General features: G+C 66.0%; 13 protein-coding genes. 2 read left to right on the top strand and 11 right to left on the bottom strand.

Translation table 11 applies throughout. The features are described from left to right. Window positions 1-166: 166 nt before the first annotated feature. The 5 genes from BKY59_RS07700 to BKY59_RS07680 all read right to left on the bottom strand — a co-directional run bounded on the left by BKY59_RS07700 (window position 167) and on the right by BKY59_RS07680 (window position 11,001). On the bottom strand, window positions 167-1,093 hold the full coding sequence (locus tag BKY59_RS07700) for a LysR family transcriptional regulator (protein ID WP_076070322.1): 927 nt from the start codon (window positions 1,091-1,093) through the stop codon (window positions 167-169). 284 nt (window positions 1,094-1,377) lie between these two features. Then, window positions 1,378-4,548 carry a WD40/YVTN/BNR-like repeat-containing protein gene (locus BKY59_RS07695; protein WP_206362036.1) on the bottom strand — a complete coding sequence of 1,057 codons (3,171 nt, stop codon included), beginning with the start codon at window positions 4,546-4,548 and terminating at the stop codon, window positions 1,378-1,380. A 242-nt stretch (window positions 4,549-4,790) separates the two neighbouring features. After that, window positions 4,791-6,713, bottom strand: a complete 1,923-nt coding sequence (locus BKY59_RS07690) for a TonB-dependent receptor (protein WP_076070319.1) — start codon at window positions 6,711-6,713, stop codon at window positions 4,791-4,793. A 100-nt stretch (window positions 6,714-6,813) separates the two neighbouring features. Beyond that, on the bottom strand, window positions 6,814-9,660 hold the full coding sequence (locus tag BKY59_RS07685) for a M14 family metallopeptidase (RefSeq protein WP_076070317.1): 2,847 nt from the start codon (window positions 9,658-9,660) through the stop codon (window positions 6,814-6,816). Between the two features lie 63 nt (window positions 9,661-9,723). Continuing rightward, a complete protein-coding gene (locus BKY59_RS07680; protein WP_240500019.1) occupies window positions 9,724-11,001 on the bottom strand; it encodes a M20/M25/M40 family metallo-hydrolase in 1,278 nt (425 codons plus the stop codon). A 59-nt stretch (window positions 11,002-11,060) separates the two neighbouring features. On the opposite strand from BKY59_RS07680, the gene BKY59_RS17345 reads away from it, so the two are divergent. Together BKY59_RS17345 and BKY59_RS07675 are read left to right on the top strand one after the other, a co-directional pair. Next, complete coding sequence (locus tag BKY59_RS17345) at window positions 11,061-11,345, top strand: hypothetical protein (RefSeq protein WP_129586277.1); 285 nt, start codon at window positions 11,061-11,063, stop codon at window positions 11,343-11,345. Between the two features lie 386 nt (window positions 11,346-11,731). Further along, window positions 11,732-12,214: a hypothetical protein gene (locus BKY59_RS07675; protein WP_076070315.1), complete on the top strand. Its 483-nt coding sequence runs from the start codon at window positions 11,732-11,734 to the stop codon at window positions 12,212-12,214. Between the two features lie 35 nt (window positions 12,215-12,249). Here BKY59_RS07675 and BKY59_RS07670 read toward each other — a convergent pair whose 3' ends face one another. The 6 genes from BKY59_RS07670 to BKY59_RS17650 all read right to left on the bottom strand — a co-directional run bounded on the left by BKY59_RS07670 (window position 12,250) and on the right by BKY59_RS17650 (window position 16,674). Further along, window positions 12,250-12,681, bottom strand: a complete 432-nt coding sequence (locus tag BKY59_RS07670; protein WP_076070313.1) for an ion channel — start codon at window positions 12,679-12,681, stop codon at window positions 12,250-12,252. A 25-nt stretch (window positions 12,682-12,706) separates the two neighbouring features. Then, on the bottom strand, window positions 12,707-13,645 hold the full coding sequence (locus tag BKY59_RS07665; protein ID WP_076070354.1) for a hypothetical protein: 939 nt from the start codon (window positions 13,643-13,645) through the stop codon (window positions 12,707-12,709). A 151-nt stretch (window positions 13,646-13,796) separates the two neighbouring features. Beyond that, complete coding sequence (locus BKY59_RS07660) at window positions 13,797-14,804, bottom strand: L,D-transpeptidase (RefSeq protein ID WP_076070311.1); 1,008 nt, start codon at window positions 14,802-14,804, stop codon at window positions 13,797-13,799. Between the two features lie 122 nt (window positions 14,805-14,926). Continuing rightward, entirely contained in the window at window positions 14,927-15,598 is a 672-nt protein-coding gene (locus BKY59_RS07655) for a hypothetical protein (protein WP_076070309.1), read from the bottom strand. A 181-nt stretch (window positions 15,599-15,779) separates the two neighbouring features. Continuing rightward, window positions 15,780-16,061, bottom strand: a complete 282-nt coding sequence (locus BKY59_RS07650; protein ID WP_129586276.1) for a hypothetical protein — start codon at window positions 16,059-16,061, stop codon at window positions 15,780-15,782. A gap of 466 nt (window positions 16,062-16,527) precedes the next feature. Beyond that, window positions 16,528-16,674 (bottom strand): hypothetical protein, encoded by a 147-nt coding sequence (locus tag BKY59_RS17650; RefSeq protein ID WP_165374808.1) that lies wholly within the window; start codon window positions 16,672-16,674, stop codon window positions 16,528-16,530. Between the last annotated feature and the right edge of the window lie 917 nt (window positions 16,675-17,591).

Below are 17,591 nucleotides of genomic sequence, written 5' to 3'. Positions count from 1 at the left end.
GACGAACCAGGCCGGACCGACGTTCAGCATCTATCGCCGATGCGCTCGCGCGGTTCGGCCCGAAGCGCTGGAAGACTGACCCGGATAGCGTCCCTCACCCATGCCGGGCATGGACGGGTTTCGCGGTGGTTCGGCCCGGCTTGTCGCGCGCCGGATCTTGGCTGCGCTAATGGGTGACGGCACCCGCACGATCGCCCGTCCCGACATACCCCCGCTCCGTGGGCGTCGCGATCAGCCGGCGCTTCAGTTCGATGAAGCTGCGCGCCAGGCGTGACAGCGGCCGGCTGCCAAGATGCAGCACCTTGAGTTCGAACGTGACGGCGGGTGCCAGCGGGAGGAAGATCAGGCTGTCGTCGACATATTCGCGTGCGGTGAATTCGTCGACGATCGCGATCCCCGCGCCCTGCCGCGCCAGCGCCGCCGCGATATAGACCGAACCCACCGTGATTTTCGGCGTGATCTCCGCCGCCCGCGTCGACCCGGCCAGCCCGCCGATCGCGACGCTCGGACTGAGGCCGATCACCTCGTTCGCGGCGAGCATCTCCGGCGTCACCGCCATCGTCCCTTCCGGCAGCAGCCGGCGAAGGAACAACGCACCGACGCGCCCGATGCCGAGCGAGGCCGACGCGATCTCCACGTCGAGCGGAAGCTGATGGCCGATCACGAAATCGCACGCGCGCGACGCCAGCACGTCGCGAAAATCCTCATGGTGGACGGCCGACATCTCGAAGGTGACGCGCGGCATCCGCTGACGGAAGCGGACCACGGCCTCGGGCGCCAGCGAAAGCGCCAGCGACGGCAGGACACCCATCCGGATATGCCCTTCGGAATTGGACCGCAGGCTCAGCGCCGCGCGCTGGAACGTGTCGATGCGCGCGTGAAGATCGTCCGCCTCGCGAAACAGGATATGCGCTTCGTCGGTAGGGGTCAGGCGCCCCCGCACCAGTCGGAACAGCGCAAAGCCGAGCCGCGACTCGGCATGTTTCACCATCTTGCTGACCGACGGCTGCGACACATGCAGCATGCGTGATGCGCCGCTGATGGAACCCAGCGAATAGACCGCGTGAAACACCTCGATTTGCCGGAGATTCATCGCAACCCCTTGATTAACTACGCCGCCAGCCTTCCCATGGTTGACTTATGACAGGTTGGTAACAGGTGTTTGACCACTATCGGGGCGATTTTGCCCATGAAATCGGCATACGTGCGCACCCCGTTGTCCCCACCGCCGTCCGGTGGCGATATCCACCGATCCACCGGGCGCCGGCTACGCCCCGGTTCGATCGACACCGAAAAATAGGTCGGCTTCTGCTCGAACAATTTCGGCCCTGCCCCGATCCGGTGCCGGGGCGGGCAGATACCTGCCCGCCGTCCGGCTCAATTGTCGTCGTCGGTATCGTCGTCCACGCTGGTCCGGGCATCCTGGCTGCCGCTCAGATAGGGGCGCAACGCGATCAGATCGACCGGCCCGAGCAGACGATCGAGATCGGCGACGATGGCGTCGACCTTCTGGCGCAGTTCGGCGTAGCGCCCGATCGCGTCGGCACCGACCTTCTGGTCCGTCGACCCGGTCTGGCTGTAGAGATAGTTGACGTGGGTCTGGAGCGCGGGCTTGCTGTACCGGATCCGCGGCGTGATCAGCGCGTCGGCGATCGGCTTGAGGGCCTTCGCCCTGGCCGGATCGGCCTGTGCCGACTGGGCCTGCGTGACGCGTGCAACGGCGCGGCCGGTATCGTTGACCAGTTCCAGCACGCGCAGGTTGTGCTGATACTGCGCCACCAGGTCGGCATCGGTCACGCCGCTGGCGACGACGCGGGGATCCTCGACGATGCGCAACGGCTGACGCGTCGCGACGCCGCCGACCGTGAGGACCACCGTATAGTCGCCCGGCGGCACCATGGGACCATCCGGAAAGCGCGGCCGCGGCGTCGCCGGTGCTGCGGTCGGTGTCGGTGTCGGCGCACTCGTCGCTGCGACCGGCGATGCCGTCCCGGGTTCACCCGTGTGGCGCAGATCCCAGATGAAGCGATGCATGCCGGGGGTCGTGGCCGGCGTCTTCGGATAGACCGGGCGATAGCGCCCGCCGCCGTCCTCGTCGCCCCCGCCCCCGCCGCCCGCCGGCCCTTCCGCCGGGCCATCGCTGGAGAAGCTGCGCACCGTCCTGCCGGTCGCATCGACGAAGGCGATCGACACCGGCTTGCCGCCGCTGTTCGGCCCGATGAAATAGTCGATCTGCGCGCCGGGCAGGATATATTCCGGCCCCTCGGCGGGGTCCGATCCCTTGTCGCCGGTGCTGTTGACGCGCACGGCCGTGACCGGCGCGTACAACCGGTCGGCCGTCGCCGCGCCGCTTCGTGGCACTTGCCGGAGGACGCTCAGATTATCGAGGATCCAGAAGCCGCGCCCCTGCGTCGACAGGATCAGATCGCCATGCGCCAGCCGGATGTCGGTGACGGGTGTGGCGGGCAGGTCGAGTTGCAGGCTCTGCCAATGCGCCCCGCTGTCGAACGATGCGTACATGCCGAACTCGGTGCCGGCATATAGCAGGCCGGGTCGCTCCGGATCCTCGCGGATCACGCGCGTCGGTTCGTTCGCCGCAATGCCGTTGCGCCCGTCGGCAAGCCGCTTCCAGCTTTTGCCGTAATTGTCCGTGGCATAGAGATAGGGCGCGAAATCCCCCATCAGGTACCGATAGATCGCGACATAAGCGGTGCCGGGGGCGCGCACGCCGGGTTCGATATTCTGCACGCGGCCGCCGGGCGGCAGCCCCTTGGGCGTCACATTCCGCCACGTTTTGCCGTCGTCCTGCGTGACGTGGACCAGCCCGTCGTTCGACCCCGCCCAGATCACGCCCGGCCGGACGCCGCTCTCGCGGATCGCGTATACCGTGGAATAGATCTCCTCGCCCGTCGCATCGCGCGTGATCGGCTCGCCGGACGCGAACTGCCGTTCGGCCGGATTGGCGGTCAGGTCCGGGCTGATCGTCTGCCACGTCACGCCGCCGTCGGGCGAACGATGCACGAACTGCGAACCATAATAGATCGTGGCGGCCCGCGTCGGCGAAACCTCCAGCGGCGCGACGCGCTGGAAGCGATAGCGCAGATCCTTCGGATCGTTGCCGTACAGCGACTCGCTGCCGATCCAGTAACGCTGCTCGTTGCCGTTGGTACGCAGGTCGAGCCGGCTGAACTGCCCCTTGCAGGCCCCCCAGACCAGATTCGGATCGTCGATCTTCGGTATGATCGGCCCCGTCTCGCAGCCCGGACCGATCCGGTAATCCTGTCCGTCGCCAAGCGACAGCGATGGCACGATGACCGTCGTATTGTCCTGCTGCGCGCCGTAGAGGCGATAGGGGAACTGGTTGTCGACCGCGACCTGGTAGATTTCCGCCGTCGGCTGGTTGGCCTGCGTCGTCCAGTTGTCGCCGCCGTCCACCGACACGTTGGCGCCGCCGTCATTGGCCTGCACCATGATCCGCGAATCCTTCGGGTTCATCCAGACGTCGTGATTGTCGCCATGCGGCACCGGGCGCGTCTTGAACGTCTTGCCGCCGTCCACCGATTTGAACCAGCCTTCGTTGCCGACGAACACCACGTTCGCATCGGTCGGGTCGACGCCCAGCGTGGTGTAGTAGAATGGCCGGGTGACAAGCCGCGCCTCGCCGTTGACCAGCCGCCATGTCGCGCCCGCATCGTCCGAACGATACAGGCCGTGTCCGGGCTTCGCCTCGATCAACGCGTACAGCACGTTCGGCGCGCTCGCGCTCACCCCGATATTGGCGCGACCGAACAGCCCGGTGGGCAGGCCACCGCCCAGCTTCACCCAATGGTCACCACCGTCGACCGACTTGTACACGCCGCCTTCGGTGCCGCCCGATATGATCGACCATGGCTGACGCAGGCCGTGCCACATGGTCGCATATAGAATCCTCGGATTGTCCGCCTGGAACTCGATGTCCGCGGCACCAAGCCGTTCGTTCAGGAAGAAGATCTTCTTCCACGTCACGCCGCCGTCGCGTGTCCGGTACACGCCCCGTTCCGTGCTGTATTTGAACGGATCCCCGGTCGCGGCGACGAACACCTCGTTCGGATCGGTCGGGTTGACGCGCACGGTGGCGATCTGCCCGACATCGCGCAGCTCCATGAACCGCCATGTCTTCGCGGCATCGACCGACTTGTACAGGCCGCGCCCGATCGACACATTGCTGCGGATCTTGGACGATCCGGTGCCGGCATAGACGATGTCGGGGTTGCTGTCCGCCACCGCGACCGCACCGATCGATCCGACCGAGATCTGTCCGTCGCTGGTGTTGGTCCATCTGTGCCCCGCATCCGTCGTCTTCCAGACGCCGCCGCCGACCGTGCCCATGTAGAATGTGCGGGGCTGCGACGGCACGCCGGTGACGGTCGTGACACGTCCGCCGCGCCACGGCCCGACCTCCCGGTAATGCAGTCCCGACCATAAGGCGGGATCATAGCCCTGCGCGGCCGCCGCAGGACCCGCAGTCGCCAGCAGACCGATCACCACAAGAGCAAAAACAGACTTCATACCAGCCCCCCGACCAAACCATCCGCGCAACTATCGCGCAGGATTCATGCCTTATGAAATCCCATCAAAATGGATTACAATCAACATAATTCAACTCTTAACTCAGATACGTCATATTGCGTATTTTCGTACACATGAAGAAACTCATATTGTACGGTAATCGCATGAGGCCATATTATCTTTATAGAATCAGTATTTGCGAATTAAATAACTCCAGCCGGTCGCGCCTGCCTCCGCCCTGTCTAGCCGAGCTGCAGGCCGATGCGGACCGATCGTCCCGGCGCGGGCAGGCCCAGTTGTGGTTCGATCCACGTATCGCCGATATTCCCGGCGTGCAGGAAGATCTCCATCTTCCGGTTCCCCACATCCCAGCCATAGCCGATCCTGCCGTCCAAGCTTGTCGATCGTTCCAGCGCCACCAGCGCGCCCGCCGGGTCGGCGGAATAGGCCTCGCCGACATGCCGGGCCTCCACCATCGCCGAAATGCCGGACGGATGCGCGTAACGCGCATTGATGCTGGCGATCAGCGCAGGCTTCTCCGCGATCCGGTTGGGCTGGCCCGCGGTCGCCCCCTTGCGGCGCACCTGCGTCCAGGTCGCGTTGCCCGCCACCGCCAGCGGCGGCAGGATCTGCCAGCTGCCGCCCAGTTCCAGCCCCCTGACCGTCGATCCGTCCAGGTTGATGCGCTGGCGCAGCCCGCCGGCGGTGCGCTGGTCGATCGTGTTCTTCAGGTCCTGCACGAACGGGATCAGGTAGAAACCGCCCGCCGCCCCGCGCCATTCCGCCCCCAGTTCCGCCGTGATGATCCGTTCGGGGTCCAGATCCGGGTTGGGCAGGAAACGGTTGATCGCCTCGCCGAACCGTTCCCGCATGGTCGGGGCGCGCATCTTGCGCCCCACGGCCGCCCGCAGCAGCCAGCCGTCGCCCGTCGCCAGGATCAGGCCGATCCGCCCCGTCCAGTCGCCGGCGGTCGGCACCGGCGGCTTGTCACCCGTGCGGACATAGTCGACCGCGTCATAACCCGCACCGATCTCGGCCCGCAAGACGGGCGAGACCGCATATTCGACCTCGCCGCCGACGCTCCAGTTGCGCTGGCTGTAGGACAGGGTGGCCGGCAGCACGGCCGGCCGCGATCCGCCCACATAGCCGATATCGCGCTGGCGGTGCGTCGATTGCTGGAGGTTGAGCGATCCCACGAACGTCGCCGGGCCGCTCCGATGCTTCAGCAGTTCGCGCACGCCCCAGGTCCGATCGCGGTCGACCTGCTGCGCCGTGATCCGGTCGTAATCGGCATCGGCATGGCTGTCGATCGTCTGCCCGAACCGCTGATACCATAGCGCGCTGTCGAGTTCCGTCGATCCGGTCAGCCGGCTGCGCGCATTGCCGGCGATCAGCGTGTGGCGGATATCGGGATAGCGCCAGAACCGCGCACCGGACGCGCGGTTGCCTTCGGGCGCGATCCCCTTCGCGCCCCGGACATGGAAGGCGGCAAGGCTCAGGTCATGATCGCCGACGGACTGTGCGACGCGCCCGAACAGGCTGGCCAGTTCGCGATCCGTGTTGGTGCGCAGCCGGCGGCCCGGCTGCGAAAACGGCAGATCGGCATCGTCGGACAGCGGGTCGCCGTCGCGCCGCGCATAGCTGCCGCCCACGATCGCCGGACCGATCCGCACCGCCGCCCGCCCGTCCAGCTGGTCACCGGTGCCGTACTGGCCCTGCGCCCCCGGTGCGTCGACGGGCGAAAGGCTGATCGCGGCCAGTGCGTTGACGCCGTAATGCGGGGCCAGCGGCCCGGCGGCGGTCCGGACGCCCCCGATCAACCCGGCGGGCAGCAACGACAGGTCCAGCCGGTTGTCCCAGGGAATGTTGATGCTGGCGCCTTCGAAGAAGACCGTGACCTGCCGTTCCCCCGCATTGCGCACGAAGGCGACGGCCTCGCCACGCGAATTGGTCGGCACGTGCAGCCCCGGAAGCCGCCGGACGATCTCGTCGGCCGACATCGCGTCCAGCCGCCCGACCATCTCGGGCGACAGTGCGTGCCGCGTCTCGAACGAAACGGCGTCGCCCGCCTCCCGCTGTCCGCTGACGACGATCGTTTCGGATACCGCCCCCGGCTGAGCCGAAGCCGCGGCCGGCAGGAGCGCGAACAGGGACGCCCGCAGCACAGCGCACGTTGGCGCACGCTTCGCCGGAACCGTGGACCCACGCGCATGCCGCCCCGAAATGCCGCCCGTCGCCCGACCATGACCAAGCCGCGTCACCGGATCAGTCGGCCGGTTTGGCGCCGGCCTCCTTCGTGGCCGCCACCGTCGCGATCCCGGCCTGGCTGGGCCCGTACAGCGCCGCGTTGAACAGCAGCTTGAACGTCGCATAGGACTGTCCACGCTGCGTGACTTCCGGCGCCAGCAGGTAGACGTGCCCGCGGCCCAGCGTCGCATCCACCACCGTGGCGGTGTCGTTCAGCGCCTTCTGGCCCCATGCCCAGCCCGACCGCAGCGGATCGTCGCTGGCGAACCACGATACGCGCCGGACCCCCACGGCGGCCGGCGCGAACATGTAGGTCGGGTTGTTGTTGTAGAAGACGTCGACCGTCTCCGGCATGCCGTAGGCCAGCGGATCGCTGATATCGACGTTCGCCTGCAACACCGAACCCGGCACGTAGAATTTCGTGCTGGGAAACGGCACGCGCTTGCCCGATGCATCGACGCTGCTCAGCGCGTTGACGACCGGCACCCCGATCGCGGCCGCCAGCGCGGATGCGTTGCCCACCGTCACCACGGTGCCGCCGGCGCGGGCGAACGCCGCGATCTGCGGATAGGTCTTTTCCCGGGTGATGCGGCCGAGCGCCTTGCGCCATTCGGCCGGAACGTCCGCCGCCGCCGGCTGCGGCTGCGGCGGGCGGCCTTCGCGGCCCAGCACGTCGGTCTGGAAGATCAGCACGTCATACGTCCTGTCCAGCCCGCCCTTGTCCAGCTCCTGCGGATAGACGACCGTGTACGGAAACTCATATTGTTCGAAGATCCAGCGGTTGTGGCCCGACGCCATCGATCCGCCATAGACGTCCACCAGCCCGATCCGCGGCGCCTTCACCGGGATCGCGTCCCCGGCCGGCCGGGCCGCGACGGCATGCACGTCCAGCCCGAGCTGCGTCACCGCGGCCTGCACGATCGCGCCTGCCTGCCCGCCCGCCGGGATCCACAGCGCGCCGGGTGCCAGCGCCGTGCCGTCAACCGTCGTCGCCGCCTTCAGCCAATGCACCGGCACCCCCGCCTTCAGCAGGCGGTTGGTCAGCGTGAAGCTGTTGTTGGTGGCATGGCTGACGACGTAGCCGGCGCTGCCCGTGCCGATCATCCGGCCGGCGGGCGGCGTGTCGATCACGTCCGGCACGATCGGGAAATGCGCCGGCGCGTCATCGAGCAGCCGATCGAACTTCACGTTCATCTGGAACGCCAGCGTGTAGCCGGTGATATCATAGGGCCGGACGGGCGGACCACCCGGATAGGCGAAGTCCTGCGGATGATCCTGCGCTTCGAACATGTCGAGCACATGGGGGCGGAACGCCTGGTCCGAACGGACGACATAGGAACCGGCCGCATAGCGCCGGCCGCCGTGGCTGAACGCCGCGGGTGCGCGCTCGACCTCGATACCGGCCTTGATCAGCGAATTGAGGAACTTGACCGTCGTCGGCAGGTCCGGCTGCGCATCGGCCGGCAGGACGAAGGCGCGCGGCGCGCGGTAGGCCGGGTCCTGCAACACGGTCTTGTACAGCGATGTCGGGACGATCGCCCGCGTGTCGTATCCGGTCAGTTCGTCCAGCGGACTGCCGCCGCTGTTCGTCTTCATCGCCGCGGCCGCCGCCTTCAGCGCGTCGATCCGCTTGGGCGTGACGACCCAGCTGTCCTCGCTGCCCTTCCGGATCTGGTTTCGACCCATGATGTAGCGATTGTAGAGCACCGTCTCGCGGTTGCGCGACGCATAGTCCATCACCGCCCGGTCCATCTCCTTGATGTAGTCGAGCGACTGCTGGAAATGCCAGGTCTGCGGCGCGATCGTCAGCACCTCGTCCTGCCGGTTCAGCTGGTTGGCGGGCACCAGCGGGATCTCCATCGGCGTCGGATTGCCGATGATCTCGGTCAGGATGCCGATCTGGTTGTGGAAATAGCCGATCGTGCGGATCCCGCCGTTGAACCAGGTGGAATAGGGTGCGCCCGAACGCGAGACCGAACCGCCCTTGCCCTGCGCCACCAGCCGCGCGTGCATCGCCGTGCCGACCGCGTCCGTCTGGTTGATGACCAGCGGTTCGTTGTTGTAGTTGTACGGATCGCGGAATGGCGGGATGAACACCACCGTGCCGACCGGCCCGGTCTGATGCTCGTTGTACAGGATCTGCGGAAACCACTCGCGATAGGCGACGCGGTTCATGTTCGTCGTCTCCGGCTGGTTGGAAACGAAGCTGTCGCGGTTGTTATCGTGCCCGATATACTTCTGGTACAGCCGCGGGATACTGTTGCTGTTGCGCTTCAGCTTGTCGGCCGGCCGCATGTACCAGTCGGCGACCAGTTCCAGCCCGTCCGGGTTGGCGAACACGAACAGCGTGATATCGTCCGCCAGCAACCGCCGCGTCTCCGCGTCGTCGCGGGTCAGCATTTCGTGGATGATCTGGATATGGGTCTGCACGTTCGTCACCTCGGTGGCGTGCAGCCCCGCGTCGATCAGCACGACCGCCTTGCCCTCCGCCGCCAGCGCCTTCGCCTGTTCGTCGGTCAGCCCCTTGGCCAGGGCCAGCTGCTCGGAGATCCGGCGATATTTCTCCAGGTTCCGGATGTTCTCGGGTGCCGAGACGATCGCCATATATTGCTCGCGGCCCTCGGCGGTCTTGCCGATGCCGACAATCTTGATGCGGTCGCTTTCGCCGGCGATCTTCTGCAGCCAGGCGCTGACCTGCGTATAGTTCGCCAGGAAATAGTCCGCACCGGGCCGGCCCGTCATCATCGCCTCGGGCGCGGTGATCCGCAGCCGGGGCGTCTGGGGCGTGGCCGTCTGGGCGACGGCCGGTGCGGCGGCGCAGAAGACGATCGTCAACGCGGTCGTAGCGAGCATCACGGTACGCATGGCATTCCCCCTGTCGAAAACCCGGTCACCGTCCAGCGGCGCCGGGCCAAATCAGCACTGCCGCTATTTCGCGCCCGCGATCAGCAGGACGGTGGCCAGGCCCAGCACCATATTCTCCACGTCCCGGGGCCGGTCGGACACCAGATACTCGTCCAGCGAATGGGCGCCCTGCGTTTCGAAGCCCGAACCCAGCGTGATCGCCTCGCGTCCCATGCTCCACGGAATGTTGCTGTCGCTGGAACCGGTGCCGAACGTCGGCGTCACGCCGGCCGCCTTGCGCAGCGCCACCGCCATCCGCATGATGTCCGCGTCCATTGCCACCGCACCCACCGGCCGGTCGCCGATCGGCGTGACCGTATAGCCGATCTTGCCGCTCGCGGTGGAACGTGCGGCGTTCTCCGCATCGACCGCGGCCGGCAGGATGGCAAGAAACTGCTTCTCCACGGCGTCCAGCTCGGCCTTGCCGCCCGAACGCATGTCCACCATCATCGACATCGCGAACGGGATCGAGTTCACGGACGTGCCGCCTTCGACGATGCCGACATTATAGACCGTCTTGGGGGTGGCCGGCACCGTCATCCTGCCGAACCGGACCATCGCATCCGCCAGCGCGTAGGATGGATTGACGATCCCGAAATTGCCCATGCTGTGCCCGCCGGGGCCGGTGAACGTCACCTTGTACCGCTTGGACCCCGCACCCGCATTGGTGATCCGGTCGCCCCGGCCGGGCTCGAACGAGATGAAATATTTGATCCGGTCCTTCAGCGGCCCCTTGCCGAACAGATAGCGCACGCCGCGCAGGTCGCCCGGCCCCTCCTCGCCGACATTGCCCATGAACACGATGTCGGTGGCCGGCGTGAAACCGGCCGCCTTGATCGCGCGGATGAACGCCAGCAGGACGGGCAGGCTGCTCGTATCGTCTCCGATGCCCGGCGCCATCAGCTTGTTGCCCGCGCGCTTCACCTTCACGTTCGTGCCGGCGGGGAAGACGGTGTCGAGATGCGCGGTCACGACAAAGACCGGCCGCGTCGCGCCTGACCCCGTCCCGGAACCCTTCAGCGTGCCGTAGACATTGCCCTCGGCATCGGTGGTGATGTCCGCCAGCCCCTCCGCGGCAAGCATCCTGCCGAACAGGGCACCGCGGGTCGCCTCCTTGAACGGCGGCGCCTCGACCTCCGTCAGCGTCACGATATCGGCGATGATCCGGTCGTAATCGGCATCGAGCCGGGCCTTGGCCTGCTTGAACTTCGCACTACCCAGCAACGTCCTGGCCTGCATGTCATAGCCTTGCGCAACCGCCGGCGCGATGGGCGCCAGAAGCCCCCCAACCCCGGCCGCCATTGCCAACATGGTCGTTCTGCTCCGCAAACTCATGCAATGCCCCCACGAATATTGATGCGATGGCCATCGGCCGCATGCCGACCGCCATGACGGGTTCGATCCTGTTCGACGTCGCGCTGCGCCACGCCGGAACGACGTCGCCGTGCGTGATCCGCCCCCCCTGTCCCCTTGCCGGCGCACCGCCGCCGGGCACGATGCACGTCCCCGAAACCGCGTCCGTACGGCGTTCACATGCCGCGCCATCCGCCCTGCACCGCAAACATGACCGCAACGCCCCCACGAAGCGAGCGAACATTGTCCGCCAATGCCTTCTTAAACTTTCGTTGGTCATAGCCTTTGGCTAAGTCTCGGGAACCAGGCGGCGTCTCGCCACCGCATCCAGGCGGGCTTCCGCGGCGGCCGACCGGCACGCTTCGGTCGGCCGCGGCAGGGCCGCGCGTTCCCCGCACCCCGATCCACCCTCGCCCGGGACCGTGGTGCCGGAACACGGGCTCCTACCGAAAGTATCGGATCGGCGTCCAGGTCCGATCGGATGCCATGTCCTGTATCCAAACTGCTCGGCTTCGGGCGGCCCGTCGCGAAAGTTCGCGGCGGATCGAACCGAATACGCGAACCATCATCCGTACTGCATTACATCGGACCCGGCTATTGGCGATATCGACTATTGCGGGAGTGAACTTGCGAATTAAATATCAGCCGGGCAGGGAGAACGGCAATGACATTCCGATGGATGATGGTTGCAACCATGGTGGTGATGGCCTCGGCCCCAGCCGGCGCTCAAGGTCCCGACGACGGTAACGGCGCGATCAATCTGGTCTGCACGGGTCGTGGAGAGAAGCTTCAGTCCGGATATGTGAATACTTTGGAATGGGATCGCTACGACCACAGATATCGGTCGCGCAGCGGCGTCCAGTCCGAAATGCGCGGCTTCGAATCCGCGGTCACCCTTCAGATATATGATAATGATGGGCGGATCCGCCTGCCGCAGAAGCTGATACCGCCGCTGAACTCCGGCGGGGACCACCAGCATTGGTGGCAGTTGGACAATATCAGCGTCGGCAATGACGAGATCCGGGCAAGCTACCGCCTCAACGGGCTGAACAAGCCGAAGGTCAGGATCGATCGCCAGACGGGGGTCATCACCATAAAGGGCACCGGGCAGGACTTTTCCGGAACCTGCGAACGGATCGATCCGGGTCAGCGCCGGTTCTAAGGGCGGGTCTTCAAATCGCGGTGATTCTGCGCCGGCTAGCGGTGTCGCACGCGCTGCAGTTCGGCGACCAGGAACGCGACGGACCAGCCGAGCAGCAGGACGCCGTTGACACCCTCGATCGCGCCCACAAGCCGCCAAGGCGTCGCCAGCGGTGCATCGGAATAGCCGATCGCAGCGAAGGTAATGGTCGAGAAATAGACCGAGTCCGGAAGCGTCGCCGTGGCGCCGACCGCCAGATAGACGAACGCGTAGAGCCAGATCTCGATGCCGGCCAGCGCCAGCAGACCAAGCACGACCATGCTGGTGTAGGCGGCCCCCACCCAGGACAGCGGATCGAGTTCGGCATCGACAACGCCGCGATCGAGCGCGCGCAGCGAACGGCCGATCACCAGCAGGCCGAAACCGTGGATCATCGCGGTCACGACGACCATCGCGGTCGCCAGCGCCAGTTCGGTCAGCAACGGCATCGACCTGCTTCGACGTGCGCCGGATCTAGAACCGGCGGGGCTCGCCGATGACATCGCAGGTGCCGCGGAACCCGTAGCTTCCGGTCCCCTCGACGGTAATCCGGCCACGGCGGCGATCGATGGTGAGGCGCGGCTTGTTCAACCCGTTCAGCCTGTATGTCGCGCGGATCACGTCGCGACCGACGGATACGTCGTTCAGGTCCCACCAGCCGCTGTTACCGCGCGCGTTGATCGGCGGGATCAGCGAGCGCGGCAACCGGATGCGACCGCCGCCGGCCCAGGTCTGGACCATCAGCGACGCGTCGAACATCTCGGTCGTGGACTGGTTGTAGCGGCCATGTTCATAGCGGTCGTGCGCCGCATTCCATGTCCAGGTCGTGCCGCTTGCGATGCCGTTGCGCGAACCGTCGCCGAAACAGACAAGCCCGAGTTCGACGGGGCGGCCACCCACGACCGGCAGTCCACCGGCGGGATAGATCGGCCGGTCGCCACCGGGGCGGTAGGATGGTCGGCCATAGGCCGGGTCGGGTTCGTAGCCGGGCCGGGGCCGGCTGGCGGGCTGGTTCTGATAGCGCGGATCCGGGCGTCCGTAACGCGGGTCGGGTTCGAAACCGGGGCGCGGCCGGCTGGCCGGCTGGCCCTGATAATCGCGGTTCGGCCGCACGGACGCCGGCTGGCGGCAGTCGGGCGCCGGGCTGGGCGTGATCGCGTTATAGCGCCCGTCCATCGTCGCGATGGTGACGCACTGCCGGCGATCGCCGCTCCACCAGTAGGTGTAGCTCCGATCGTCGCCCTTCTCCCCGCCCACATTGCGGTAGCCCCGGCGTTCAAGCTCCGCCTCCGCCTGACCCGCGCGGGCTCCGACCAGGTCATCGAGACCCGTGGACTGCGCGAGGGCGCCCGCCGGCACCATCGCAAGCGGAGCGGCAAGCATCGCTAGTCTCGTACCGGTATCGAGACGCATGACAACCATTCCCCCGTCTTACGCAGTATCCGAAGCAACCGTGTTCTGAGGCTAATATTGCCGATCGGTCATGTCCATCATCCTTAAGTCGTCATCACCGGCAAACAAACAGCAACCTATTACGCAATCATGACGACGTCGCTGTGCGATCTTATGGCAGCGGTATTACCGCATCCAGGACCGTCAGCGGCTCCCCGGTGCTCCGGCCGACCGGCGATTGGGTAATCAGGATCGTCGTTCCCGGCCGCAACGCGGCCTTCACCGCTTCGTAGAATGGCCGCGGCAGCTGCAACCGGTTGATGACCGCCTCGTCCAGACTCTTGCCTTCCTCCGCTTCGTGGCCGGGAAGGCCCAGATACATCCAGCGCGCCGTACCATCGGCATGCGCGGCGAGCTGAACGACATGGCTTCCCGGATCGTCGTCGTTGACCTTGGCGACGCTGCGGCCAATCTCCACGCCCCCGCGCAGGACGACGACCCGCTGCTCGGACTTCGACACGATGATGGTCAGCGGGCCGGCCGGCGCCCGATCGGGGGTCCAGGCATATTGCCGCGCACCAAGCACCGCCGATGCCGTCGGTCGTCCATGGGCATCATATGGCGCCAGAAGGCTGGCATCCGACGTACGGACATGGTGCGCGGCGTCCCCGTCGATGACGACCGTGGCACCGAGCGTGGTCACACCGAACAACGCGCGCGAGAACCCGTAGGGCAGGTGCACGCAACCATGGCTTTCCGGATAACCGGGCAGGCCGCCGGCGTGAAGCGCCACGCCATCCCATGTCAGCCGCTGCTGGAAAGGCATCGGCGCGTCGTTGTACTTGCTCGAACGGTGGTTCGCGTCCTTCTGCAGGATCGTGAAGACACCCGTCGGCGTGGCATGGCCGGGCTTGCCCGACGACACGGTCGTCACGCCGATGCGGATGCCGTTGCGATAGACGGTCGCGCGCTGCCGCGACAGGTCGACATAGACCAGGATGGGGCCGCTCGGTGCGATCGTCGGTGCCCAGACCCATTGCCCGGGCTTGAGTTGCTCCGCCATCCGGACCAGTTCGGTCGGCGAACTGGCCTTCGCGCCCTGCGCAGACGCGCCGGACGGACAGGTCGCGCTGGCCAGCAGAATGGCCAGACCCAGGACGACGTTGCGATTGCCGGTCATCTTCCTTCCTCCCCCTGTCTGCATCGCGCGATCAGCGACCAGGCGACGATCGAGCGCCGGGCGTGTCGGATCGCTACGGAGCGGTCGATCGGCTGCCTGGAAGCCAGGAGGCGGGGCCGGCGTCATACGAACGGCAGCGCCAGCAGGACGAACAGCGCGAAGCTCTCGCCGATCCCGATCAGCGCGTCGATCGCCGAACGGGCGACCGAGCCACCAAGCTCCTGCCGGAACCAGCGGAACTGGACCGCGCCGTAAAACACGATCGCCACGACGAGCGCCAGCGTGCCGGCGACCTGCAAGGCGGGGTGATGGTGGCCGAACGCCGTGATGCCGACATTCGACAGGAGGGCTACCGGTGAAATCGCGTAGCATTGCGCGTAGAACGCCGGTTTCAACGTCGCACGCTCGAGTTCCACGCTGCTGCGCCGCACCTTGCGCGTGGCGAGCACCACCGCGAAGATGGCGAACAGCACAAGCCGCAGCAGCAGAAGGGTCGTATTGTCGCTGACGAGGGCCGCCAGGCCCTGGTTGCTGCGGACGATCGGGTTGCTGCCCAGCACCGCCAGACCGATCGCCTGGCTTATGACGATCGTCAGGATCAGCATGACCGGCGGGCTGACCGTCGTGCGATACTGCTCTTCGCCGGCCGGAAGCCGCAACTGTTCCTCGGCATAGCGCATCATCGTCAAGGGGTGACGGATCACGCGCCGCAATGTCAGCGGGAAGAAGACGAACCAGCTCATCAGTTCGAACAGGATCTCGTCGAGAGATTTGAGCAGCTGGACGAAGATCAAGGAACATCACCTCCGGCAATGGGCCAGCCGAACTGACGGAGGATCGCCGGGCAGGTCAAGCCCGCATCGTCTGTCGCGGACGCCGGTCGGCTAATTGAGTATCGACCGACGATCCGATCGCGTTGCCCCCCGTGCCGGATGCGATGCGCGCCGACGCGGGCGGTGGGATGGCCCCGCCCCCTCAACGCGTCGTGGTGATCCGGTAGTTGACCTCCAGACCGTCGTGATCCGACAATCGGGGGCTTCCCGGTGATCCGTCGAACATCGCCCTGACCCTGATCGGCACGATCCGGACGCGTTCACCGGACGAGAAGAACTGCAGGTCCTGCGTATCCATCCAAGGCGCATCGCCGTCCCAGGACAGGCGCACATCGCATGACGGCCGCTGGCGGCAATAGATGTGCACCATCTCCATCGCGTGCAGCTTGCTGAAATCGCTGAACCGGTCGGCGGATCGCCGCATACTGAAATCTCCGGCCAATATCATCGCATGCCGTCGGGAATGATTGCGCCGCAGGAACATCGCCAGCTCCTCGGCCTGCGCCCGATGGGACGCCAGCGTGCGGTCAGCCGACACCCTGGACGCCCCCCTGGCATTCATGTGCGTGTTGGTGATGTCGATCGGTTCGGGGGATGCCCGGCACCCGGATGCGGACCAGCATCGTCCCCTTGTTGGAAAGACAATCGAAGCCTGCACAACTTTTTCGGGAATAAGCATCCGACACGGGGCCGACGACGGGGAAGCGACTTGCGACGATCAATCCCGACGACATGAGCCTGATCCCCAGCTCCCCTTTCAGCGGCTTCGATCGACCCGGCAGTCTGCCGTCGGTGGCGTAGATGCTGCGTGTCGAACGGGATGGGCCGCGCACGATGACCGGATATCCCGTCTGCTGGACGGCCTGTCTGGCCGCCGTAGAGAAGGCCTCCTAAAACAGCACGACGTCCGGTGCCGCCCCGCTCTCGCGCTGGGTGTGCAGGATCTCCCCGATCCGGCGGAGCTGCTTTGCCCGGCCGCTTCGCGCCGGCCACTGCAACCCCTCGACATTCAGCTCCACCGTCGGCTTGATGCGCATCCGGCCATTCCGCAGTGACCTGTTCCCGTCTCCGCGCCGCTGATAAGCTGGCGTCGGCGCCCACATGCACGTGAAGTGGTCCTCCGCAAACTCAGCGCGCACCATCCCGCAAGCCTGCTGTGCGGACGCGCTGCGTGGTAGGTTGTCCCTCACGCTTCGAGGATCGGCTTCGATCGGAAGGCGCGTCGCGCAACCGACCATTGAACGATTTCACGACGCCCTTCCATGGCGCCCCCCGACAACCTCAGAAATGTACCTGAGCAATCCAGTGTCGCCCGACACTGGCGTCTTGGGTCAGGAAAAACGCCCAAACTGATCGCTTGGTCTTATTATCAATCGCCACCATGCACGACTGCCGGCGAGGTTCGGCGATGATGCCCAAAAAGTGGACGAATCAGCATTCCGCAACGCCGGATCGACAAGTCATCCCCCGCATCTCCTGCGGTCAGCGTAATAGCGCTCGAATACGAAGCCGCCGGTCGGAAGCCAATGAGTCCGATACAAAGTTGAACGACCAATGCCAGTCCGGCCCGTGAAAGATCGCCCTGGGCATCAGCGCACCTGGTAGGCGGCTGCTACCGTGAACGGCAGACCGAAGCGAAGCGGCGCAGATCCAGTCGACGCTTGACGAGAATGTTACCCTCTATCCGGACGGAAGCATGGCTCCGATGCGGAGATGATGACCAAGGATCCAAATCGGCGCCCCTGAGGGACAGCAACGGCGAGTTTCTGGACGGATCGACGTTGAACTGGAGAGTCCACGCCCGCCTATGCAGGCGGTGGCACGCATGCTCCCCGAGGTCGTTCTTCGCTCGCCGGAGCAGACTTCGCCGGTTGCTGTCCGGACCGGCCTGTCCGAGCGGGAGCCCGATGTTTAGCAAGGTGCTGCCTGCAGGTTGTGGCAGTGGGGACTGCTT

It is taken from the genome of Sphingomonas montana, assembly GCF_001956315.1.
Classification (GTDB): Bacteria; Pseudomonadota; Alphaproteobacteria; order Sphingomonadales; family Sphingomonadaceae; genus Sphingomonas_R; species Sphingomonas_R montana.
This window is presented reverse-complemented; position numbering and strand designations above follow the sequence as displayed.